Raw genomic sequence first — 23,038 nt, forward strand, 5'->3', positions numbered from 1 at the left:
CACGCGTCAGGAACGTGGATTGGGTCTTTTGGGGCGGGGACCGCGGCACCACCCCGCGCCGCGCCGCGCTGGATGAAGTAAGTGGCTAAAATTGTTAGGGGGGTATAACGAAAACTTCAAGGAAGGCCGCCATGCTGAACGTTCGGAGACTGGAACTGTTGCTGGATGTTGTGGAGCTCGGTTCGATCACTGCCGCGGCAGAGAAGCACGTCTATTCCCCCTCCGGCGTTTCGCAGCAGCTCCGGCGCCTCGAGGCCGAAGTGGGGCAGCCCCTCCTGCAGCGGCAGGCCAGGGGAATGGTGCCCACGGACGCCGGCCACGTCCTGACGGCGCATACACGAAGAATCCTTCGCCAGATGGCAGCCGCGGAAGCGGACCTTGCCGAGATCGCGGGGCTGAACCGGGGCAGCCTCACCATGGGGACGTTTCCCACCCTGGGTGGTTCGTTCCTGCCGTTGGTCATCAGCAGGTTCAAGGCGCAGTACCCGGCGATCACCCTGCACGTGCGCAGCAGCCGCTTTGATGACCTCATTGAGATGCTGGAAAACGGGCAAGTGGGGATGTCCCTGCTCTGGGACTACGAATGGAACCGCCTGAGTCCGGAAAACTTCGCCCTGACAACCGTCTTCGAAGATGCCACAGCCCTCATCGTGGGCAAGGACCACAGGCTCGCCCGCCGCAAGCAGGTGGACATGGCGGACCTGGCGAATGAGGAGTGGATTGTCCGGGAAGAGGAGCACCCGGTGGTCGAGGTGCTCCACCGCAGCGCCCAGGCCGCAGGATTTTCACCGCGGATTTCCTTCCATGCCAATGACTACCAGGAGGCCCAGGCCATGGTCAGCGTGGGCCTGGGCATAGCCCTTGCCCCACGGACGGCTGTGGTGAACAAGCACCCAGGTGTCAGCATCGTCTCGCTGGGCTCGAGTGCCCCCTCCCGCCGGGTGCTCCTGGCACACCGGCATGACAGGGTCAGGGCCGCGGCCGAGATCGCCTTCCAGACGACGCTGCTGGAGGTAGCCAAAGACAAGAGTGTCGACTTCCGGTGACGGAACCAATGTGGCTGGGGCTATAAGGCATCACGGGCGCGCCCGGTGAACTGGTCCATGGTCCGGTTGATGCCGAGGACATCCATCAGGCGGTCGAATGCTCCGACGGGAAGCATCCGCGCTGCCGGAACCAGGTTCACGAGCGGCGGCAGCACCAGTTTCTGCCGTCCGCTTTCTATGGCGTCCAGGATCCCCGCCGCTACTTCTTCTTCCTTGAGGATGGGAAGCAGCCTGGGAAACCGGGTGCGCACGCCGTCGAACATTCCCGTGTCGATGTAGTACGGGCAGACCACCAAGGTTGACACTCCGGTCCTTCCGTTCCGCAGCTCGGCGCGCAAGGATTCGTTGAAACCGAAGGCCGCGAACTTGCTGGCGGAGTAGTCGCTCTGTTTGGCTACCCCCACCAGGCCCGCCGCGCTTGCGACAGTAACTACAGTGCCCCGTCCCCGGTCCACCATTCCGGGCAGGAATGCGCGCGTCACCCAGTAGAGGGCCAGGACATTGACGTCGAACGTCCGTCTGATGTCCTCGTCGGTCGCGTCGAGGAGCTGCCGGCCGCTGACCACCCCCGCATTGTTGACCAGCACATCCACCTGCCCGGCAGCCGCTGCTGCTTGCTTGACAGCATCCTTGTCCGCCACGTTTACGGTTTGCGCTTCCGCAAGGTTGCCCGCGGCGCGGATTTCGTCCCGGACGGAGCTGCCGCTTTCGGCGGAGACGTCCCAGATGACCACGCGGGCACCCCGCCGGGCGGCACCGATGGCCATCCGCCGGCCCAGGCCGCTGCCTCCCCCTGTGACCAGCACGGTCCTGCCGGACAGGGAAGTGCCGCGGCCCATCAGCCGGGTCCCATCAGGAGAACCGGCCCATCAGACGTATCGCGCCCTTGACCAGCCGGGCGTACCGCTTGTTTGTCATTCCCGGCGCCGGGCCAATCGGGAAGATCCGCTGAATTGCGACGGTCTGCGCCTCGGTGTACTTCAGAATTCCCGCACGGCCGTGGCGCCGCCCGGCACCGGAGTCCTTCATCCCGCCCATCGGCGCATCATGGGAGGCCCATGCAGCCGAGTACCCGTCATTCACGTTGACAGTCCCGGCCTGCAGGCGCCGCCCCACTTTCTGCCCATGGCGGGCAGACCAGACGCTGGCATTCAGTCCGTAGCGGGAGTCATTGGCCAAGGCGATGGCTTCGTCGTCGTCCTTCACCTGGTACACGGCGACGACGGGTCCAAACGTTTCCTCACGCGCGACGGTCATGTCCTCCGTCACGCCGGTGAGGATGGTGGGTTCGTAGAAGAACGGGCCAAGGTCCGGCCTGCCGCGGCCGCCCGTGACAATCCTGGCACCCTTCGAGGCGGCGTCCTGGACGTGGGCGGTGACCCGGTCCAGCTGCCGCTGGCCGGTGAGTGAACCCATGTCGATGTCCCAGCCGGGACCAGTACCCAGGCGAATCACCTCCACCTCCTTCGTGAAGGCAGCCAGGAATTCCGCGAAGACTCCGTGGTGCACGTAGATCCGCTCCATGCTGATGCACAGCTGCCCTGAATTTGAGAAGCAGCCCTGCGCGGCACCCCGGGCGGCCTTTTCCAGGTCCGCGTCCGCGAGGACCAGCATGGCATTCTTCCCGCCCAGCTCCGCGGAGAAACCAATGAGGCGCTCGCCGCACTGCTTTGCCACCAGTTTCCCGGTTTCCGACGAGCCGGTGAACATCAGGAAATCAATCCCGGCGATGAGCGCCGGTCCCAATAGGGGTCCGTCCCCGGTGACAATGTGGAACAGGTCATGCGGAAGCCCGGCCTCCCGCAGCAGTTCCAGGGCCAGCAGCGCGGTGAAAGGGGTCTGGGAATCAGGTTTGAGGACGACTGCGTTGCCCGCCAGCAGGGCCGGGATTGCGTCCGAGACGGCGAGGGTCAGCGGATAATTCCACGGGCTGATGATGCCCACCACGCCCTTGGGAGTTCGGTATTCCACGGCCCTTGTCAGGCCCGGGGCCGCACCCCTCCGCCGTGCGGGGCGCAGGTACCGTTCGGCTGTGCGCCCGTAGTAGGCCGCGGTGAGGGCTGCGTCGGCGAGTTCCTCGAACGCATTGAGCCGGCACTTGCCGCTCTCGGCCTGGACGAGGTCAAGGATCTCCGTCTCCCGTTCGAGGAGCAGCTGGTGGAAACGCCGGACGACGGCGCTGCGCTCCCTCATGGAAACAGCGGCCCACTTCCGCTGGGCTGCCCGCGCGCCGGCAACGGCGTTTTCGACGTCCCCGGAAGTGCAGGCAGGCACTTCACCCACAGCGCCGCCGTCGAAAGGAGAAAAGGACACCTGCCCCGGCCGCCCGGGGGCGGCGGCCACGAGCGCGGAAAGACGGGAATGATCTCCGGGTGCGGATGGCTTCCGGCCGGCTGTTGCCAGCGTCCGGGCGGGACCGGTCCTGCTGCTCATGCTGCGTCTCCTTTGCCTGCAGTTTCCTCCTGAGCCTAACCCTGCCCGTCCGGCGAGGGCACCTGTCTTGGCGGTAATGCAGCATAGCCCTCCCTGTAGGCTCGGCAGGTGGAGGACGCAGTGCAGCGGCACAGGTATGGCTACGGCGATGACCCCAGTCAGTGGGGCGAGCTTTTCCTGCCGGAGGTGCCCGGGGGCGGGAGGCACCAGGGTGTGGTGGTGGTGATCCACGGCGGATACTGGCGCTCGACGTACGGTGCGGAACTGGGGGAGCCGATTGCCCTGGAGCTTGCCAGCCACGGCATGGCGGCCTGGAACCTGGAGTACCGGAGGGCCGGAAACGGCGGGGGCTGGCCGCACACCTTCCAGGACGTGCTGGCGGGGATCGACAAACTCCGCGACCTTGCCGGCCGGCATGCGCTGGACCTGCGGAAGGTTGTCGCCCTGGGGCACTCCGCCGGCGGCCACCTGGCGGTGTGGGCGGCAGGCCGCGACCGGCTGGGCTCGCTGGGGCTTGAGGCCGAGCAGCGCGAAGCCGGTGCCACTCCCGACGGCGTCCGCCTCACCGGGGTGGTGAGCCAGTCCGGCGTCCTCAATCTGGCGGAAGCTGAAAGGCTCAACCTCAGCAACGGTGCCGTGGCCAACTTACTGGGCGGGCCGTCGTCGGACCTTCCGGGACGGCACCGGTACGCGGATCCGATGGCTGCGCTGCCGCTGGACGTCCCCGTCTACGCCGTGCACACGACCGAGGACGAGGACGTACCGTTCGGCATGTCCGCAACGTACGTTGAGGCAAGCCGTGGCGGAAAGGTGCCCGCGCGGCTGGTGACGGTACCCGGGGACCACTTCGCGCTCATCAACCCCGACGATGCGGCCTACGTGAAGTGCCGGGAGCTGGTCGAGGAGCTGCTGGCGCCATAGCGGGTCAGAGCATCAGCCAGCCCGGCCAGTCGGCTGGGATTACCGTCATCGTGCTTAGCAACGTGCCGGCCAGCCGCTCCTCTGGCAGAGTGTGAGGATGCTCACAGTTATTGGCGAAGGCCTTGTTGACGTCGTCCAGCGCGCCTCCGGGATCGAGGCCCACGTGGGCGGCAGCCCGCTGAACGTTGCGGTGGGCCTGGCCCGGCTGGACCACCCGGTGCAGTTCATCGGCCGCTACGGCCGGGACGCGTACGGCGATTCGGTCGCCGCGCACCTGCGCTCCAGTTCTGTGATGCTTCCGCTGGGCCCGGACGATCTTCCCACGAGCGTGGCCACCGCCCTGATTGACGACGACGGCGCCGCCACCTACACCTTCGATCTCACCTGGGAGCTTCCCGGCATCGCCGACCGGCTGGCGTTTATGCTGCAGGGAACCACCCTGCTGCACACCGGCTCCATCGCCACGATGCTGGCGCCCGGCGCCACGGACGTGCTGGCCGCCGTCGAATACGCCCACCCGCGGGCCACCATCAGCTTCGACCCGAACTGCCGGCCCAGCATCATCACCGACGTGGACTATGCGCGCCGGCACACCGAAAAATTCGTGACCCTTGCGGACGTCGTGAAGGCATCCGACGAAGACCTCGCCTGGCTCTACCCGGACATGGACGTTCTCGACGCTGCCCGCCGCTGGCTGGAACTGGGCGGCAACGAGGGCCCGGCCATGGTGGTGGTCACCCGTGGAGCGGACGGGCCGTGGGGGATAACCCGGCAGGGCGAGGCGCAGGTGCCGGCTCCCAAAGTTGAGGTGGCGGACACGGTGGGCGCGGGTGACTCCTTTATGGCTGCGCTGTTGTCCGGCCTGGTGGACCGCGGCCTCGACGGTGCCCAGAACCGCAAGGACCTGCGCGAACTCCCTGCGGAGGGCCTGGCTGAATTGCTGGCCCATGCCGCGAAGGCGGCGGCCGTCACGGTGTCCCGGCCGGGCGCCAACCCGCCCACGCGAGCCGAGCTGAACGGCGCCTAACGCGAATGCCGGCATTGCGTTGTGGTGGTGCGGCGAGTCGGACCGGTGGTTTCAAGGGTCGTCGCGTTGACCAGTTCCGGTGACCGGAATCCCTTATCGAGGAACTCGCCGACAGCGGCGCGGTGACCTAGGAGCGCATCGACCAGATCAAAAGCAGCGCATAACCCGACCCGCTAGGACCTCCAGCTGGAAGTCGTAAGAAGAGGCCGGCATGTGCTCCCCGAACTGGTACACGTGTCGGTGGTGGCAGGGATGCGCGTGGGGACGAGTCCCCACACGTCTGGCGGATCATAGGGACAACACTGGTGAAGGTCTGCCCTTTTTGACCAGCCGCTTCATGCCCAAGGTGCATCCGTCTCAGCCAGGAGGCCATATTCTTCCTTGGCGGTGGCAGGTGGTGAAAGCAGACGTGCATCGACCGCGTGGCGCTGAAGAGCCTCCAGTCGGCAGCGGGGCGGTGGCGCGGTATAAGTTCGGCCGATACCCGGCATAAGAACACTCGTCTTCCGGCAGCAGGAGCGCGGCGCGAAAGTGGTTGTGACAAAGATTTGGGCTTCACAACAGCAAACAGGATCGGCGCGTTCGGGTGAGCTGAGAACGGTGCCGCTGGGTGCTTCCGCGGAAGCATCAAGCGGCAGCGACAAAGCAGAGACTAAGAGAGCAAGCCGAATCACAAAGAGGAGCGGCGTCTTGACAGGTTACGACCAGCCCACCGAAGTGGTTCCCCCACCGCCCCTTGACCGGGAATGCGGCATGGTCTTGGCGAACATCCCGCCGTTTCCTACCCTCACGCTGGAGACCCTTCAGTCCGCGCGTCAGCCGCCAATGGGCTTCGGACCTCCCACCGATGCGGTTCTGTCTCAAGACGGCGCTTTCACCATAGAAGAATGCACCATTCCTGGCGGAGCCGGGGCAGATATCAGCGTCGTGATTTGCACTCCCGCCCAGCCTTCCCTTCGCCGACCAGCACTTTATCTGGTCCATGGGGGAGGAATGTTCAGCGGAACCGCAAGGCAAAGCATGGCCGCCTATATACATCTTGCAGAAGCTCTGGGCCTTGTCATCGTGGCAGTTGAGTACCGACTGGCCCCCGAGACACCCTACCCGGGCCCTGTAGAGGACTGCGCCGCTGGCTTAAGCTGGACGCTTGAAAACGCGGACAAACTGGGCATTGACGACAATCGCGTCATTGTCCTGGGACAGAGTGCCGGCGGCGGACTGGCAGCGTCCCTCATTCTGCTCGCACGCGACCATGGGCGCCGGATGCCTCTCGGGCTCATGCTGACTGCGCCGATGCTTGACGATCGAAACAACACGGTCTCGGCATGCCAGATGGAGGGTATCGACACCTGGGACCGCTCGCGCAACGAGGTCGGCTGGATTGCTCTCCTCGGTAGCCAGAAGGGGACCCCTGATGTATCCCCCTACGCGGCGCCGGCTAGGGCGACTGATCTGTCCGGCCTGCCTCCCACGTTTTTGGATGTGGGGTCAGCGGAAACGTTTCGTGATGAAGTAGTGGAATTCGCCAGCAAAATCTGGAAAAGCGGAGGACAGGCGGAACTCCATGTGTGGCCGGGCGGCTTCCATGGCTACGAACTGCTCGCACCAGCGGCGTCGATTTCGCGTGATACGCGGGCCGCGCGTGAGGCTTGGCTACGGCGCATGTTGGGAAGCCCCCTGAAGAAGTGAGCGCTGTCCAGCGTGGTCGACGTAAGTTGCCACGTCCCATCCGCGTTTAGGGCCAGTGCCCCTGATTTAAACAAGCCAACTAGGAGTTATCCATGGCCAGCCGAACAGATGCTCATGAGCTGCGCAGTGAAACAGTGGGAGAGGTCATCGACGAGCTCCTCATTGCCATGACTTGGGAGCAGAAGCTCGCACAACTTCAGATTGCCTTCCGCCCCCGATTCGAAGACGTCAAGGACCTGGTGCGAGGTGGAATCGGGGCGGTCTTCTGGCCGCGAAGTGCGGAAGCCACCAATGAACTTCAACGCCTGGCCCGCGAGGAGACCCCGCACGGAATTCCTCTGCTTATCGGCTTGGACGTAGTCCATGGCCAGCGCACTACCTTTCCTGTTCCGTTGGCGCAGGCTGCGAGCTTTGACCCGGCCGTGGCTGAGTCAGATGCCCGGATCTCAGCGAAGGAAGCAGCATCAGGAGGCGTGAACTGGACATTTTCCCCGATGATTGATGTTTCACGGGATCCTAGGTGGGGACGGGTAGTGGAAGGCTTCGGTGAGGACACCCACGTTAACAGCGTCTTCGGTGCCGCCAAGGTTCGTGGGTACCAAGGGGAATCTCTTGCTGACGAGGACTCGATCCTGGCATGTGCCAAGCATTTCGTCGCCTATGGCCAGGCTGAAGGCGGGCGCGACTACAATACTGTCGACCTGTCTATTCAGCGTCTGCGCAACGTATACCTGGAACCGTTCAGAGCTGCCGTTGAGGCCGGGGCGGCCACTGTCATGGCAGCCTTCAACACAGTTTCGGGACGCCCGGCGCACGCCAACAGCGAACTTTTGACGAAACTGCTGAAAGAGGAGTGGGGCTTTGACGGCATTGTTGTCGGCGACGCCGATGGCGTCGTCAATCTCATCGAGCACGGGGTCGCCGCTGATCTTGGCGATGCGCTTCGGCAGTCCTTCGCTGCCGGTCTCGACGTCGAAATGGGCGGTAACGTCGTCGGCGCTAACGGCGGAACGCTGCTATCCGCCAGCAACGTGTCTCCCGAACGGGTAGATGATGCTGTCCGCCGGGTCTTGCGGCTCAAACATGCCCTTGGCCTTTTTGAGACTCCCCTAAGGGATCCTGCGTTGGAAGTTACAACCCCGACAGACAAAAGCCGGCGGGCGGCCCGAGACGCCGCAGAAAAGAGCCTTGTGCTTCTAAAAAATGACGACGGCGTCCTTCCACTTGGGCAATCACCCCAACGGGTATTGCTCGTGGGTCCCTATGCGGAAAGCAATGATCATCTCGGAGCATGGGCGCAGTCCTTTGCCGAACCCTCCAGCACCCTCGCGGACGCACTACGTCAGGAATGTCCTGACTGGATACTGACCGTGAAGGAGGGCGCCGGGTTCTTCCAAAAGGACAGCGAACTTCTGGCCGAGGCGGTAGCGGCGGCGGCCGAACATGACGTGGTCTTGATTGCCGTAGGTGAACCCTCATCCTTGACAGGCGAGGCCAGTTCCCGCAGCGACCTGAGATTGCCGGGCGGTCAGGAAGAACTGATCGAAAGAATCGCGGGAACAGGCACTCCCTTTGCGGTTCTCATGTTCAACGGCCGACCCCTGGTGACCAGCGCTTGGATCGATTCGGCTCCCGCCGTTCTCGAAGCCTGGCATCTTGGGTTGGAAGGACCCGCAGCCGTTGCACGTGCTGTAAGTGGCGCCGTGAACCCTGGAGGCAGGTTGCCTATGACCTTTCCGCGGTCTGCCAGCCAAGTGCCCATTTACTATGACCACGAAAATACGGGGCGACCGGCGAAGCTCTCAGCAACCATCGAGGAGGCAGTCATCGATGTCGCGCTCATGGGACCTGGGAACACGGACGACCGGTATACCTCCAAGTACCGGGATCTGCCGCTGGGGCCGCAGTTCGCGTTCGGCCACGGGCTGAGCTACACGAGCTTTAGCTACGGAGCGCTTCGCGTAGAAACTGAAGAAATGGCACTCGACGCAATACGCGAGGGACGGACCTTCCGTTTCGACATCCCGTTAGCCAACACAGGGGAGCGGGCAGGGGATGAAGTCACGCTTGTTTTCATTCGTGACCGGGTGGCTTCACTCACCCAGCCCGTGCGGAGGCTCCGCACCTTTACCCGGACAGCGTTGGAAGCCGGGCAGGCCAAGCAGCTGAGTTTTGAACTGGGGTGGAAAGACCTCGGATTCTGGGACAACGAGGGAAAATTTACCGTAGAACCGGGCGAATTTGATGTGTATGTGGGTGGCGGCATCGAGGGTGCCGCCCACGTAGTGCTGCGCTTGAGTTAGTTCAACTGGCTTCGTCCGATGAAAGCGTACCTGGCTTGCGTCCGCTTCAGGTAAGACCCACATAAAGGAAGATCTGTGCCTTTCCACTCTGAAATTGCCTCACGGCTTGTGCTCTTGGACGGGATCCCGTCCATCGCCGAAGCTCTTTCGAGCCCGGCAATGCTTCGTCAGTTGGAAGCCTTCGATGCCTATCCCGGTGCCGTACCACCCACCAGTGTTATCACACAAGAACGAAGTATCTCAGGCCCGCACGGTCCCATACCTGTGCGGATTTACTTTCCTGAAGGGTGGGCTTTGCAGGGCAGGCCGGGATTCATCTGGATGCACGGGGGTGCTTTCCGGTTCGGCGATCTCGACATGAAAGAAGCCGACTGGACCGCCAGGGAACTTGTCCATAGGGCCGGTGCCGTAGTGGTGAGCGTTGACTACAGGCTTGCCGTGGAAGGCATCACCTATCCCGTCCCCCTGGATGACGTTGTGGCCGCAATTCGATGGGTGCGTGAAAATACTGAAGACCTAGTCATGTCGTCGATTTCCGTTGGCGGAGCGAGCGCAGGCGCAAACCTTGCTGCTGGGGCAGCTCTGCGTCTGCGCGACGAGGATAACTGGGCGCCCGAGCATCTGATACTGGTGTATCCCTCAATGCACGCTGATCTACCGGCACCTTCAAAGTCCTTGGAACTCGCACTGGCGCAGATGCTGCCGGTCCTGCGGCTCCCGCCGGAGATGTTCCGCTCGATGAGGGAAAACTATCTTGGTGCGCTTAGTTCCAATCCGCCGGGCTACTCAATGCCCGCCCTGGCCAATGTGGACGGGCTCCCGCCGACCTTGGTCTTGAACGCTGAGTATGACGACTTCCGCGCGTCCGGCGAAGCGTTCACCGCTACGCTGGCGGCAGCAGGCGTTGACGTTGAGCAGGCCCTGGTGAGAGGAATGCTCCACGGATTCCTGAATTTGCCCACATCCTTTGAACCCGTGGACGATGCACTTGAACGAATCGCTGAACGCCTTCGAGCCACGCGTACCACTTCATAGTCCGAAAAAGGGAAGTGGTGATCCGAATCAGCCGTGGTCTTCGGAAGCGCTGTCTTCTCGTGCCGTACTCGGCTCGCCAATCCCCGCTGCCCTTGTAAGACAAAGAAGACCTCAATGCAGTACTGCATCGAGGTCTTCTGAAATGCCTGCGTTTAGGAGACGGCGTCTCTAGAACGTCTCGATGTGTGCCCGTACGTGGCTTCCATCGTCGCTCAGCCACCCTTTTCCGGCGGCGTATACCAGCATGTTGGCAAAGCGGTAGTTCCAGCCCATTCCGATCCGGCCGGCGCATTCGCCCTTGATCCAGGACACGGATACCATGACTTCCTGGCCCTCCAGCTTGCCAGCCGCTGTCGATTCAAGCAGCCTCGGGAGGCTGTCCTTGGCTGCAGCCGACAGCATCACCTTGAAGCTGGTGCAATCGTCTGGTTCATCAAGCGCCACAGACCCTGGGCTGACGCGAACATGCATGGGATCTCCTTGGATCAATTTCAGCGGTGATAGTTTCCACTATGCCGAGAGTCGGAGAATGACCGGAAGACGAGCTTTTGGATAGCCGGTATCGCCGCTCGTTATGCCGCAGGGTCAGGGGCGCGTTGAGTCTTGGTGGCCCGCCAGGAGATAGGAAGCGACCATGCCGGCCAGCTTCTCGGCGATCTCCCGCCATTCGAAGTTTCCACTGCCTTCCATGGTGCTGCCAAGTCCCAGCCGGCGCGCTACAACGCTGTAGACAACATTGAAGCTCCAGTCGACGTCGGCCTCGTGGAGGAATCCTTCAGGCCACTGGTTCAAGACGTCTGAGAAGTTTTTTGCCAGGACAGCATGCGAGGCCGCGCCGCGGTTCGAAATCGTTTCGTCCTGGGTGGCACGGAGCATGAATGGTCGGAGAATATCCGCGTACCGGCGAAGGACCTCTATGGTCCGGTCAACAGCTGCTTGCGCCACTGATTCCAGTCCTGCATTCGGGCTGATCGACAAAGATTCGAAAAGATGGTTTGAGACGGCGTCGATGTCATCCATTTTCCGGCCGTGGGCCACCCGGATCAGTTCATCCTTGCTCTGAAACCGTGCATAGATGGAACCGATGGACACGCCGGACCGGGCACTGACATCGGCCAGAGTGAATTCGTCGCTGCCCCGCTCTTGCAGCAGGGCCAGGGCCGCCTCGATCGTCTTTTCGAACGATTGGCGGCTCCTGGCCTGCTTGGGCTCACGGGACTTGGTGTCCGGAACAGTCACAAGGTGATCCTACAGAGGATTCCTTCGTCAGCGGCATTCCTTGCCACCCGCAACTCCCAATCACCGGGGGGAACGATCCAGTGGGAGTTCGCTATATCCCAGCGGCGGAAGCCGAGCGGGTCCGCGGCGACCGTTGCCCCGGCACTCGCATCGGCGTACACATCCAGTGCTGCGAAGCCCATCAGTCGAAACCCTGTTTCGCCAGGTGCCTTGCCGTAAAGCTGGACGACGTCCCGACCCGGCGACCTACCAGTATTGCGGAGCGTCACGTGGACAGCCACGCCTTCCACCCCCGCAGCATTGTCGCCACGACCAAGCGTGGTTGATGCCGGCACGGCATCAACCAGTTTGAAGTCCGTGTACCCGAGGCCGTAGCCGAACGGATAGCGTGGGCTCCTTCCGGACGTTTCGAAATAACGGTAGCCCGTTGGCTCGCTGGCGGCGTAGTCCAGTGTCAGGTCAGCGTCCAAGCCCGTGCCCCAGCCCGGGATGTCCTCGTCCTGTCCGGGGAATGACACCGGGAGCCGCCCGGAGGGTGCGGCGGCACCGGTCAGGACAGATGCAAGGGCGTGCCCGAACTTCTGCCCGGGGAACCAGGCTATGACCAGCCCTTTCACTTTCTCCGCCCAGGGCAGCAGCACTGCTCGGGAGGCGTTGACCACCACCACAGTTTCCGGGTTGACCGCTGCCACTGCTTCAACCAGGCGATCGCATGCCGGTTCCAGTGCTGCTGTCGTCCGATCGGCGCTTTCGCGCGAGGAGCCCTGCTCGTCGCCGACGACCAGAATGACCGTGTCCGCCCAGTCCGCCAATTTGACGGCGTCCTGCAGGGGATCGGCTGTACTTTCGGGTGTAGCGACGGCAGTGATGGCCTGCACCCTCCCGGGTTGGAATGCCATCTCCACCGAAACCTCCACCTCGCCCGCGGGCAGGTCAAGGCTGATCTGGTGCGTTTCAGCCCTCGCGACAGCCCCCATGACATCGTGGGGGGCGGGAGGCGGGACTTCCAGCACATGCCTGCCGTTGACGGTAAGAGCGCTGGTGCCTGTACCCCCGGCTCCAAGTTCCCAGCGCGCCGCTGTCTCCAACCTCAGGCGGGCGGTGATACGGGCGCGGCCAGGAACGCCGGCGCCCAAGCCCGGTACCGGGCCGAACCACACGAACGACGACGATTGCCGGACCTCGCTGTACAGGACGTCAGCGGTACCGTTCCCGTCCGCTGTGAGGATCTCCAGCAGTACCCCTGGTGTGCCGTCCGGCGCTGTGCTGCCCAGTTCGGTCAGTGGCAGGGGCGAGGACGGCTCGGCCCCCGCCTCGTAGGCCACCTCTACGTCCGGTCCTACGGCATCCCGGATGGCATCCAGTGGTGTGACGACCTCGCCTTCGGGCCGGACGGTTGCGAAGGTGCCGCCCTGGAAGCAGGGCTTTGTGGCGTTGGGACCAACCACGGCCAACCTCCGGGTCCTCGCCAGATCCAGCGGCAGCACGTTATCCCTGTTTTCCAGCAGCACGAATGATGCAGCGGCAGCCCTTGTAAGGACATCGCGTTGCTCTGCAGACGTGCGGATGCGGGCAGGTTCCGGCGCCTTTCCTCCTGTACGGCGTCCGGTCCTGTCCGCGAGCCGGGTGATGCGTTCGACGGCGTCACGCAGCCGCGCTTCCGGAATGTCCCCGGCAACGACGGCCTCGGCGAACCTGTCGCCCAGAAACTTGGCCGGCCCTGGCATCTCCAGGTCCAACCCGGCGGTGGCTGACGCGGAGGTGTCATCCACTCCAAACCAGTCCGAAACCACCACGCCGTCGTACTGCCAGTCGTCCTTGAGTATGCCGATCAGTTCCGCGTTCTGGGAGCAGTGTGTTCCGTTGACCCTGTTGTAGGCCATCATCAGCATCCAGGGGTTTGCCGTACGGACTGCTGTTTCGAAGGGCCGCAGGTACGTCTCCCGGAGGACCGCGGGCTCAAGGCGCGAGTTCATCCGTCGCCGTTCAGTCTCCGTGTCGTTCGCCACGACATGCTTGGTGCACGACCCGACGCCCTGGGACTGGACGCCCCGGACCCACGCGGCACCGAGCACACCTGTCAGGTATGGGTCCTCGGAGAACATCTCGAAGGCCCTCCCCGAGAGGGGCGAACGCGGAAGGTTCAGGTTCGGTCCCAGGACGACATTGACGCCTCGTTCCAGCCCCTGCTGGCCAATTAATTGTCCGACTTCGGACACCAGTTCCGGGTTCCATGTGGCGGCCAACGCGGTTCCGGAGGGCATGATGAGGGAAGTGTCTCGTTCGTCCATCGCCTTGCTGACGATGCCGATGGGACCGTCGAGCAAGACCATCTCTTCGACGCCTGTCTCTTCGCTGCGCGTCGTACTCCAACCGGTGCGGCCACCGGTTAATTCGGCACCACGGAGGCTGGAAACAGGCACGGCTTTGGCCGCAGTGCCTGCCACCGGACCAGAGATCACCGGGCCGCGACCTTCTCAGGCGCAGCAACAGCATCCGAGGACTTCAACAGCGGCAGGACGCGTTCTGAGAAGAGCTGCATGGACTGCTCGGTGAAGCGGCGGCGCTCCTCAGTGAGGGGGCCGCCCATAAGGGCGAGGAGGACGTTGCCGATGCCCAGGTCAGCGTACTTTTGGAGTTCGGCGGCGACTGTCTCCGGGCTGCCATAGAGGCACCAGGTGCCTTTGTACCCTTCAGTACGGGCGTCCGGTGCCGGGCGAAGGTCCACGCCGCTGATGGCTTCGGCCGCCTTATTGGCTGCGTGCTCACGTTCCACTGCTTCCTGGTACTGCTCCAGGATGATGTCCATCTCCGCGGCGGCCTGTTCGTCGGTCTCGGCGATGTGCACGTGCTGGTAGGAGTGCGTGGTCCACTCCAGTGCTGCCCTGACAGCCGCTTCGGAGTGGCCGGCGGCTTCGAGGGCGGTGCGGTAGTTGGTGAAGTTCTTTTTGACGAACTCGAAAGCGTTGCCGCCGTCGATAACGGGGGGCGCGAAAGCGAGGATGAATGCCGGTTGTGCCTTCTTTGCAGCGCGTTCCACGCTTGAGGGCCGGGCTGCAACCGACATGACGCGGGGCTCCGGCTTGGTGTAGGGGGCCGGGACAATCCGGGACACAACCGATCCCCGGTAGTGGCCGTTGTCGAAGGTAACAGGCTCGTCACCGGGCTTCTTCGCCCAAAGTTTTTCGGCGATTTCGAGGTTCTCGTTAGCCAGCCGTGAGCTGTCCTGGAAGTTCACCCCGAAGCCGATCATTTCTTCGGGGGTGGTTCCGCTGCCAACTCCGACCAGCAGCTTGCCGTCCGTCAACTGATCCAGCAGCGCCAGCCGCTCCGCGAACCTGACGGGGTGATGCAGGGCCAGCGTCTGAACGGAGAACCCAAAGTGCATGCGGTCCAGTTTTCCGGCCAGGTAAGCGGCGAACACGAACGGGTCGCTGGCGGGGGGAGCATACCCAGTGAAGTGGTGGTCCGGCAGGAACACGGCGTCGAAACCCTTTTGTTCGGCGTCAATGGCGTGCTCCACCATGGCCTGCATCACTGGGCGGTCTTCCTCCGGGCTGCTGGAGCGGGAGGTGAGAAACAGGGAAAAGTGCATGGAAAACTCCTGGAAAGTTGGGGGTTTAGAGGTTGGCGGAATGATGGGCGTTAAGCCACATGTAGCTGGGCAGCGGCATCGTCGCCCGTAGGGTTTGTGGACGGGAATTCGGCGGGCAAAACCGGTTCCAGTTGCGCGGCGGCCCTGTCAACGAGGCGTCGGAACCACTGGTGTCCCGGATCCCCGGACTTTGACGGGTGCCACCAGGCACACTCGACAAGGGTGGGAAGGTTGATGGGCAGTTGCATGACGCGGGCGCCTGCTACGACAGCCAACAGACGGGCCAGGCGCTCCTGGACCAAAGCAAGCCGGTCAGTACCCGCGACAGCGAACGGAAGCATCAGGAAGGTGTCGACGATGATGTCGGTTTTCTCGCCCAGCTGCAGGTCATAGACGCGCCGGTCAGCGAGCGTGGAGTCTACCTCTGCTCCGAACAGCCTCGCCCACCGGGCGTCCCGCATTTCCTCCACCGTGAGGCTGCGCTCGGGTGAATCGGCGCCGGTCACGCAAACCCAGTTGTCCGTGAACAGCTCGTTGTGTGGAAACCCGGAGAAGTGCCCCTTGGGTATGAGCATCAGGTCGGCGTTCTGCAACGTCTCCTTGATGCGATCCACGGCCAAGGGCGTGACAGCGTCAAAGTGCACCTGAACACCGGGAGCCTCCTCCTGCAACATCGCCATGAGTTTTCCGGATAGCACCGTGAGGCAATAATCCGAAGTGATCACGCGGAAACTCCTGGTGGAAGACGCTGGATCGAAGACGGCCTGGGCATCGAAGGTGCGTTCCACAAGGCGAAGGATCTCAGAGACATCCTCCTTGAGGACCTGCGCCAACGGAGTGAGCTCGTAGGCTGAGCCCACGCGGGTCAACAACTCGTCGTCGAACTGCCTTCGCAAGCGCTGTAGTGAAGAACTCATCGCTGGCTGGCTGATTCCGATCCGTGCACCAGCCCGGGTAACGTTCCGCTCCTCGAGCAGCGCGTCGAGCGAGACGAGCAGGTTGAGGTCGGCTGTCAGCAGATTGACCATGTTCTTCTCCACGTTGAGGGGTTTCGGTCTCATACGGCAGAACCCGAATTAGAATGTTGATACTAATTATGGGCCGGCTCAAAGCTGCGGTCAATAGGCCAACGGCTTGTCCTTGCTTCGCTTGCTTCCTAGTGTGGAGGCCGGCCTCCGATCCCGTCGCTGATCGCGGATGCAGCCGCCAGGAGGTGGTCCCGACATTCGGCGAGCCGGGAAGGTGATTCAGATCCGGAAAAACCGTTGAGGGTCAGTGTGACGGCCACCTGTCCTGCGGAGTCAAAAACCGGGGCGTGGAGTGATGTCACTCCCGCCGGGTCATCGATGGATGCTGGACCCATGGATGCCGTCCGTTCCAGCAGCCCAGGCAGGACGCCGCTCAGGTCGGGAGCTGCGGTGTCACTTGGCACCGCAACCAGTCGTTCAAACTCGGCCGCGGTCGCCTTACCAGCGGAGACTGCATATCCGGTTTCACGGACGTGCCGCAGTTCAGCATGGGCAACTTCGGGATCAACGTACTCCACGACGTTTTGGGCGTTGGTAATCCAGCGCGACTCGGCGGCCTCTCCGGCCCAGGCCACATGAAGGGGGGCCAGGGGTGCCGCCAGGGGAAAGGAGACCCCTACCCGTGAGGGCGAGCCTACGGGGGAACTGGCCATGCCCGCTGCGGTCAAAACGATAACTGAGTCATCGACTACGCCGCTGACGAGGACCTCAAGTTTGAGCGCCTCTGCAAGAGCCTCGATTTCAGGCCTGGCAACGTCTGCAGCTTTCACATGGCGTGTCAGGGCTGTTGCGGGGGAGATGATCGACGGAATGCTGAAGGAGCCGTAGCCGCCACGCAGGAATAGTAGTGGCAGATCTTTTGACTCGCCCACCCCGAGGGCTTTCACCCGTCCAATGACGATGTCATGGTCCCCGGCGCGGATCACGTTTTCGATGTCGCAGTCGATCCAGGCAGCCGAGCCCGCGAGCCGCGGGCTGCCCGAAGGTGTATCCGCCCAGGCATTAGCACTGAAGCGGTCATCGGCCTTGCGGGAAAAGGCGCGGCAAATGTCCTGCTGGGCCGCGGTCAGGACGTTGGCGCAAAAAGAGCCGGCTTCCTGGATCTTGGGCCAGCTGGTGGAGCGGACATCGGGCATGAAGGCCACAAGGGGCGGGTCCAGTGATACCGAGCTGAAAGTACCCACTACCATGCCGACAGGTTCATCATCCCGGGCTGCCGTGATGAGCGTGACCCCGGTGGGGTACTGGCCAAGGACGTAACGGAACCACGCTGGATTGTCCGGGCTTGTCTCCTGGGATTCAGCGGTGGAAGTAGGAATGGTCTGTGCCATCGGAAGCTCTCCTCTTCGTCGAGTTTTCATCAAGTAAACGCGCCGGACAGGAGGCTACGGAAATAGTTCCAAGGTATGCGGGCTATCGAGAATTCGAATGCATAATCCCATCGATCCAAGGCCGGGGCCGATGATAAGTTCGAGAGGACGCTGGGGCCTCGGAGGGCCCGTCGGTCGGGGTGGAGATTCCCCCGGACGCGCACCTGGCCGGCGTCGTGCCAGTCCCGCTGGCATTCCCGGAACGAGGTTGCGGTGCGCCGTGCAGACTTGTCGAAAACCACCCCATCAGATGCTGAACCAGTCGTGCCACGCTCGGAGCAACAAACGCCGGGGAATCCTGCGGCCGGGATTCGGATCGGCCGCGTTTACGCCGCACTCCTGATCATCGTCTTACTGGGAGCGCTGGACCACACCATTGTGGCGACAGCCTTACCAACAGTGGTGGGGGAGTTGGACGGGGCCAATCACATGGCTTGGGTTATCACGGCTTACGCATTGGCAATGACTGTTGCCATGCCCGTTTATGGGCGTCTCGGGGACAGGTTCGGCAGGCCGGCGCTGATGATGGTCGCACTGGCAATATTCCTTGTGGCTTCCGTGCTTTGCGGCTTTGCGCAGGACATGTTCCAGCTCTCCGTGTACCGCGCAATTCAAGGGCTGGGGGGCGCCGGCACGGCTGTCTTGCCGGCCGCGATCATTGCCGACATGGTTCCACCGCGACAGCGGCCGAAATATCTTGGCCCCCTAGGTTCAGTGTTTGGCATTGCAACAGTTGTCAGCCCCTTACTGGGCGGCGCCATCACGGATACCGTCGGTTGGCGCTGGGTTTTCTGGATCAATTTGCCATTGGGCCTCCTCGCGCTTGCAATGGCATTTTCACTGCGCAAACTCCACGTCGCCCGCGGCAGGGGCGGAATGGACTGGGCCGGCATTATGACAATGCTCCCTTTCACGTGCACTTTGGTCGGCGCGGTTGCACTCTCTACAGAATCTGATGCTCCTGCCGGTGTGGTGCTCGGCCTGTATCTGGCCGCCGCCGTATTCGGAGTCATTTTTGTGGTGGTGGAGATACGCTCGGAACATGCGCTGATACCGATGCGCATGTTCAAAAGCTGGCCGGTGGTCAACGCTGCGGGGCTGGGGCTGGTGATCGGCGCCGGGCTGTTCAGCGTGGTGGCCTACTTGCCAAGCTATATACAAATGGCCTACTCGACCTCAGCCTCCGTGGCGGGAATGATCCTGCTGCCCCTGGTGCTGGGAATGATGCTCTCCAGCAACCTAAGCGGCTGGATCGTCACCCGTACCGGTAGATACAAGGTTTTTCCGCTCGCCGGTTCTGCTCTGGCCACCGTAGTCGCGCTCTGCCTTCGGTTCCTTCCGCCCGGAACGCCGCTGCCCGTAGTCGGAGTGTTGATCGCCCTGTTGGGGTTGGCAGTGGGCAGTTTTATGCAGCTCACGGTGGTCGCTGCCCAGAATGCCATGCCGCATTCGGTGGTTGGAGGAGTCACCGCTTCACTGGGGTATTTACGGGAACTGGGTGTCACGGTAGGAACTGCCGCTTTAGGCGGACTTTTCGCAGCCTCGCTCGCACAGGCCACAGCGAGCAACAGCCTCGGTCTCCCCGCTACCACCCTTACCGACCCCCACTTAGTCCAGGAGCTTCCTGACGCTTTGCAGGCGGGCGTGGCAGACATCTACTCGGGTGCCTTCCTTCCCATCTTCGCGGTGCTCGCCGGTATCTTCGCCGTGGGAGTACTGCTGTCCATCTTCATGCCCGAACAGCGTCTTTCGGAAAAGACGACACCCACCGAGTAGCCGACACCTCGAGAACTCCTTGGGGAGCCAGGCCTGTGGCCGGCTCCCCACAGTGTTCCATCCGGAACAGCTACTTCCTGTAGGCCATCAGCCGCACCGGTCCCTGAAGGCCAGCCGGCAGCGTGTCGGCCTTGGGTTCGAAAACGTGGGCGCCCGGGCGTGCCGTCACACCAGCAGCCGCGGCGTCTCCCATGAGCCGGTTGGCCCAGGAGTTAGTGACAGCTATCTCCAGCAGGTTCTCGCCGTTTCTAGCAGCACCGGTGACTTCCACCCTGAAGGGTGGCGTCCAGAGCACGCCCAGGTCCCGCCCGTTGAGGCGGACTTCTGCAAGGTCGTGAACGTCGCCAATTTCCAGCACCAACCGGTCCATGGATCCGTTCCCGGGCTGGTTGAGCTGGAACGTGTGGCTGTAGACGGCTGTTCCGGAAAAGTGCTTTACATCCGTTGGATGGTCCGAAGCGATGGGGCCGCTCCAAGGTTCGATCGAAGTCAAGGTGAGCGGCGAAGGGGACTGGGAATCACCGTCGAACTTTACATGCCAGGGTCCGTCCAGCTCCTGCCCCTGCACGGGAGACTCCGGCCGTCCAGGAACTTCCAGCTGTTCAGGGGGTGGAGCCAGGCGGGAGTGTTCGTGTCCGAGCAGGATAAATAGGGAGCCAAACGCATCAAGGTCTATATCGAGGCTTGTTTCCCAGGTTTCCCCAGAGATGATCGAAGCAGTCTCGCGGCTGGCACTTACCGGATCCCAGAGCTCTGCCGCCGTGGCCGTCACCCGGAATGTTGCATGGACCTTCTCCGGCCGGTCGAGCTGGTTACTGAAGAAGTACAGGTCGCCTTCGTCAAGGCGACGATGGATCACGGCCAGATTTGAGCCATCGGCGGTGCTCAGGACCCAGTCGGGACGGACCTCCATCCTCGCCAACGCAACCGTGAGCCCGTCAAGTGTGGGCACCCCTTCCAGGTCCAGAAGGCGTTGCCGTTGCTGGTTCCAGAGGGCATCGACGCCGGCGGTCCAATCGTCCCTGTCGTCCCCTTCGCTCGGTGAGCTCTGCGGCCGCCATCCGGCCACTGTTGCTCCGGCGTCGAGCAGTTCGGTGATGCGCTGGACTGCGGCCAGCGTCATGCGGCGGCTGGATCCGCCCAAGTAAAGGAGTCGGTACGTAACCCCCCCGGTACTGAGCAGATGACCGGCGGGCGTAACCGTGATGTGGTTCAACAGACCATCGAGATTGATGAAATCGAACCCGTATCCTTCAGGGACCTCGGGGGCTGAATCACCGAACACACCGGTCACCGGGGCTTCTTCGCCGTAGAAGTAAGCGATGTCGGCGGCGTGCGTTCCCTGCTGGAGCAGGTGGCTGCAGCGTGCGATGTAGTCGATCCACGGCCGGGCAGCGTGGGCCCAGGTCTCGTTCCGGGTGAAGGCCTGGCCGAGGTAGGGCGAGAGGGTCACACCTGGTTTGGGGGCGGCGTCCGGCTGATGGGGGGAGGTATGGAGGTTCAGGAGGTTGACGCCCAGGGCGAATTCCATGTCCACGATGGGTTTGAGGTTCCTGGGGGTGAACATATATGGCTTGCCGAACGCGCTCATGGATTCAGCTCCCACTGCTGCTTTTCCGTAGATGTTGGCTACGGAGGCGGCGCCGCGCAAGTCCGCAACATACGTTGGTTGGGGGCCGTTTTCCGGTTCGTAGCACCACATCGCTCCCATGGGGACGTCGGCGTGGGAGCGCATCTCGAGGTCGTCGCCCAGCTGTGGGCGGTGGTCCTCCAGCGCCTCGGCGTAATAGCCCATTCCCCGTGCGTGTGCTATTCGGGCGATGGTCCCGTAATGCTTCTCCGCCAGAAGCTCTGCGATGGTGCGCCGGAAATCCCACAGGAATGCGTCGCTGCGTTGGGCGCCGCCCACTAAAACGCCACTGACCACGGGCAGCCATGGGAGAAGATCGTAGCCGCGCCGGCTGGCGAACTCCTCCCGCATCGCAGTTGTCCAGTTCTGCGGCCCGGACTCAATGCTGTCACTGAGCAGGGCCGTCACCCCTTTGGAGCCGACGAGTTCCTGGCCCAGGGCATCGTCAAAAAAGCCAAGGTACTGCTCGATATATTCGGTGACCAGTCCGGCGTCGAGCTTGTCTACTTCCAGGCCTGTGGCGTCCGCGGGAGCCGGCCCGTTCAGGTGGCCGGTGAGGGAGTACCCGAAGCGAATGACTGTCCAGTCACCTTGCTGCGGCTCCCAGTCCAGAGTCCCGTCCGGCTGAAGCCGGTCACTCAGATCAACGATGTCCTCAGGCTGGACTGCGGCCAGCTCCTCCGAGGGGCCACCCTCGATGGCATAGAAGTCGGGGACGGGTGCAAAGCCGGCCTTCTCTTCTGCCCGGTTGACCTGGGGACCCGGAAAGAGTTGTAGTCCGGACAGTTTGAAGAGAGCGTTTTGTCCCTCCGGGGCCGGAAACCTCAGAGGTTTGACACCGGGCCCGAAAGGAAAGCCGAAGCCGACACGGTCCTGAAGACGAAGCCGGAAATAGCGAGCCGTCACGGCGGGAAAAGCCGCCGAGCGGACGGGGGAAGGGGACGGGGGAAGCTCGACGATCGTCCTGAAGGTAGTACCGTCGTCGCTGGCTTCAAGCCAGGCCAAGGGAGCGGGCGACGAGCCGAAGCCGTGCCGGGCGGGCAGGCCGGCTCGGATGGAAGCAATCGCAACGGGCTCGTCATAGTCCAACAGAACCCAAGCTGTGCCGCGCCCGTCACGATCGGCAGTATCGGCGGCAGGCAGCTCGGCGGCGGGCCAGAATCGACCGTCGGCCAGCGTATCCAAAGTGCGTTCGCCCGACGATGGGCCGCTGGCGGTAAGCCTTGCAGGGAGGACCGGATGATGGCACTCACGGTGAGGAAGCGCCACAACGGCCACCTCCTCATAGTGGTCGGGTATCTTCATTTCCGACCCACGGACGGCCTTGAACGGGACGTCCTGGAATGGCCCGGATACGGACGGCGGGACGGGTAGCGCCAAGGGTGCCCGATCGGCGGCGCTGACCTTTGTCGTGCTCCAGACGAGCTTTTTCATTCCTGCTGCGGGGCGGACCCATGGGCCTCCGGTGGCACTCCACCCGGCCGAGGTGGCGATTGACAGCTCCAAGCCCAGCCGGTCGGCAGTGTCCGTGGCACACCTCATTGCTGACTGCCAGGCGGGGGAACGGAAGGTGACCTTTTCGGCTACATATTCAGGTGTTCCCATCGAGCCGTTGAACGCCTGCACACCGGCGACTCCGGATGCGGCAAACCACTCCAGGTCCTTGACGATTCCAGCCTCATCAACGTTTCCGTCCATCCAGTGCCACCAAGCCCTGGGACGTGCACTTGCCGGTGGATCAACGAACTCCTGGAACAGCAGGGGGTCCTTGCTCGATTCTCCGTCGCGGGCATGGGGCAGGTCTGGCATTAGAGGTCCTTTAGGCAGGGGCAGCTGTATTTGGTCTCACCCTAGGACTCTGACTGGCACTTTGGGCGCAAAACGACCATGCGGAGTAAAAATGGTGAGCATAGGGGAAAACTATTTCCGCGGTCTCCGCAGGGTTC

At 63.0% G+C, this 23,038-nt stretch carries 16 protein-coding genes; 7 read left to right on the plus strand and 9 right to left on the minus strand.

Translation table 11 applies throughout. The features are described 5' to 3' along the window. The first annotated feature begins 131 nt into the window (after window positions 1-131). Window positions 132-1,046, plus strand: a complete 915-nt coding sequence (locus tag ACZ9BC_RS02020; RefSeq protein ID WP_079596979.1) for a LysR family transcriptional regulator — start codon at window positions 132-134, stop codon at window positions 1,044-1,046. Between the two features lie 20 nt (window positions 1,047-1,066). Here ACZ9BC_RS02020 and ACZ9BC_RS02025 read toward each other — a convergent pair whose 3' ends face one another. Together ACZ9BC_RS02025 and ACZ9BC_RS02030 are read right to left on the minus strand one after the other, a co-directional pair. Beyond that, window positions 1,067-1,885, minus strand: a complete 819-nt coding sequence (locus ACZ9BC_RS02025; RefSeq protein ID WP_476244500.1) for an SDR family oxidoreductase — start codon at window positions 1,883-1,885, stop codon at window positions 1,067-1,069. 13 nt (window positions 1,886-1,898) lie between these two features. Next, a complete protein-coding gene (locus tag ACZ9BC_RS02030; RefSeq protein ID WP_476244501.1) occupies window positions 1,899-3,479 on the minus strand; it encodes a succinic semialdehyde dehydrogenase in 1,581 nt (526 codons plus the stop codon). A gap of 120 nt (window positions 3,480-3,599) precedes the next feature. Here ACZ9BC_RS02030 and ACZ9BC_RS02035 point away from each other — a divergent pair, with 120 nt between their 5' ends. From ACZ9BC_RS02035 to ACZ9BC_RS02055, 5 genes are all read left to right on the plus strand, one after another. Beyond that, window positions 3,600-4,400 carry an alpha/beta hydrolase gene (locus tag ACZ9BC_RS02035; RefSeq protein ID WP_476244828.1) on the plus strand — a complete coding sequence of 267 codons (801 nt, stop codon included), beginning with the start codon at window positions 3,600-3,602 and terminating at the stop codon, window positions 4,398-4,400. A 97-nt stretch (window positions 4,401-4,497) separates the two neighbouring features. Beyond that, entirely contained in the window at window positions 4,498-5,427 is a 930-nt protein-coding gene (locus tag ACZ9BC_RS02040) for a carbohydrate kinase family protein (RefSeq protein ID WP_476244502.1), read from the plus strand. A gap of 753 nt (window positions 5,428-6,180) precedes the next feature. Next, window positions 6,181-7,116 carry an alpha/beta hydrolase gene (locus ACZ9BC_RS02045; RefSeq protein WP_476244503.1) on the plus strand — a complete coding sequence of 312 codons (936 nt, stop codon included), beginning with the start codon at window positions 6,181-6,183 and terminating at the stop codon, window positions 7,114-7,116. A 92-nt stretch (window positions 7,117-7,208) separates the two neighbouring features. Beyond that, entirely contained in the window at window positions 7,209-9,419 is a 2,211-nt protein-coding gene (locus ACZ9BC_RS02050) for a glycoside hydrolase family 3 N-terminal domain-containing protein (protein WP_476244504.1), read from the plus strand. A 75-nt stretch (window positions 9,420-9,494) separates the two neighbouring features. Beyond that, complete coding sequence (locus ACZ9BC_RS02055; protein ID WP_476244505.1) at window positions 9,495-10,454, plus strand: alpha/beta hydrolase; 960 nt, start codon at window positions 9,495-9,497, stop codon at window positions 10,452-10,454. 168 nt (window positions 10,455-10,622) lie between these two features. Here ACZ9BC_RS02055 and ACZ9BC_RS02060 read toward each other — a convergent pair whose 3' ends face one another. The 6 genes from ACZ9BC_RS02060 to ACZ9BC_RS02085 form a co-directional block, all read right to left on the minus strand. Beyond that, complete coding sequence (locus ACZ9BC_RS02060) at window positions 10,623-10,925, minus strand: hypothetical protein (protein WP_476244506.1); 303 nt, start codon at window positions 10,923-10,925, stop codon at window positions 10,623-10,625. 114 nt (window positions 10,926-11,039) lie between these two features. Continuing rightward, on the minus strand, window positions 11,040-11,693 hold the full coding sequence (locus tag ACZ9BC_RS02065) for a TetR/AcrR family transcriptional regulator (RefSeq protein WP_476244507.1): 654 nt from the start codon (window positions 11,691-11,693) through the stop codon (window positions 11,040-11,042). Further along, window positions 11,690-14,155, minus strand: coding sequence for a glycoside hydrolase family 3 C-terminal domain-containing protein (locus tag ACZ9BC_RS02070; RefSeq protein WP_476244508.1), 2,466 nt, complete (start codon window positions 14,153-14,155; stop codon window positions 11,690-11,692). Before ACZ9BC_RS02070 ends, ACZ9BC_RS02065 begins: the two co-directional genes overlap by 4 nt. Beyond that, a complete protein-coding gene (locus ACZ9BC_RS02075) occupies window positions 14,152-15,288 on the minus strand; it encodes an LLM class flavin-dependent oxidoreductase (RefSeq protein ID WP_476244509.1) in 1,137 nt (378 codons plus the stop codon). Before ACZ9BC_RS02075 ends, ACZ9BC_RS02070 begins: the two co-directional genes overlap by 4 nt. Window positions 15,289-15,338: 50 nt before the next feature. After that, on the minus strand, window positions 15,339-16,349 hold the full coding sequence (locus tag ACZ9BC_RS02080) for a LysR family transcriptional regulator (protein ID WP_476244510.1): 1,011 nt from the start codon (window positions 16,347-16,349) through the stop codon (window positions 15,339-15,341). 95 nt (window positions 16,350-16,444) lie between these two features. Then, complete coding sequence (locus ACZ9BC_RS02085) at window positions 16,445-17,647, minus strand: flavin reductase (protein WP_476244511.1); 1,203 nt, start codon at window positions 17,645-17,647, stop codon at window positions 16,445-16,447. Window positions 17,648-17,914: 267 nt separating this feature from the next. Between ACZ9BC_RS02085 and ACZ9BC_RS02090 the strand changes: the two genes are divergently transcribed. Next, on the plus strand, window positions 17,915-19,462 hold the full coding sequence (locus ACZ9BC_RS02090; RefSeq protein WP_476244512.1) for an MDR family MFS transporter: 1,548 nt from the start codon (window positions 17,915-17,917) through the stop codon (window positions 19,460-19,462). Window positions 19,463-19,532: 70 nt separating this feature from the next. Here the strand turns inward: ACZ9BC_RS02090 and ACZ9BC_RS02095 are convergent, their stop codons facing one another. Next, window positions 19,533-22,901, minus strand: a complete 3,369-nt coding sequence (locus ACZ9BC_RS02095) for a glycosyl hydrolase (RefSeq protein WP_476244513.1) — start codon at window positions 22,899-22,901, stop codon at window positions 19,533-19,535. Window positions 22,902-23,038 lie beyond the last annotated feature (137 nt).

This window comes from Pseudarthrobacter sp. TE3704, assembly GCF_056279405.1.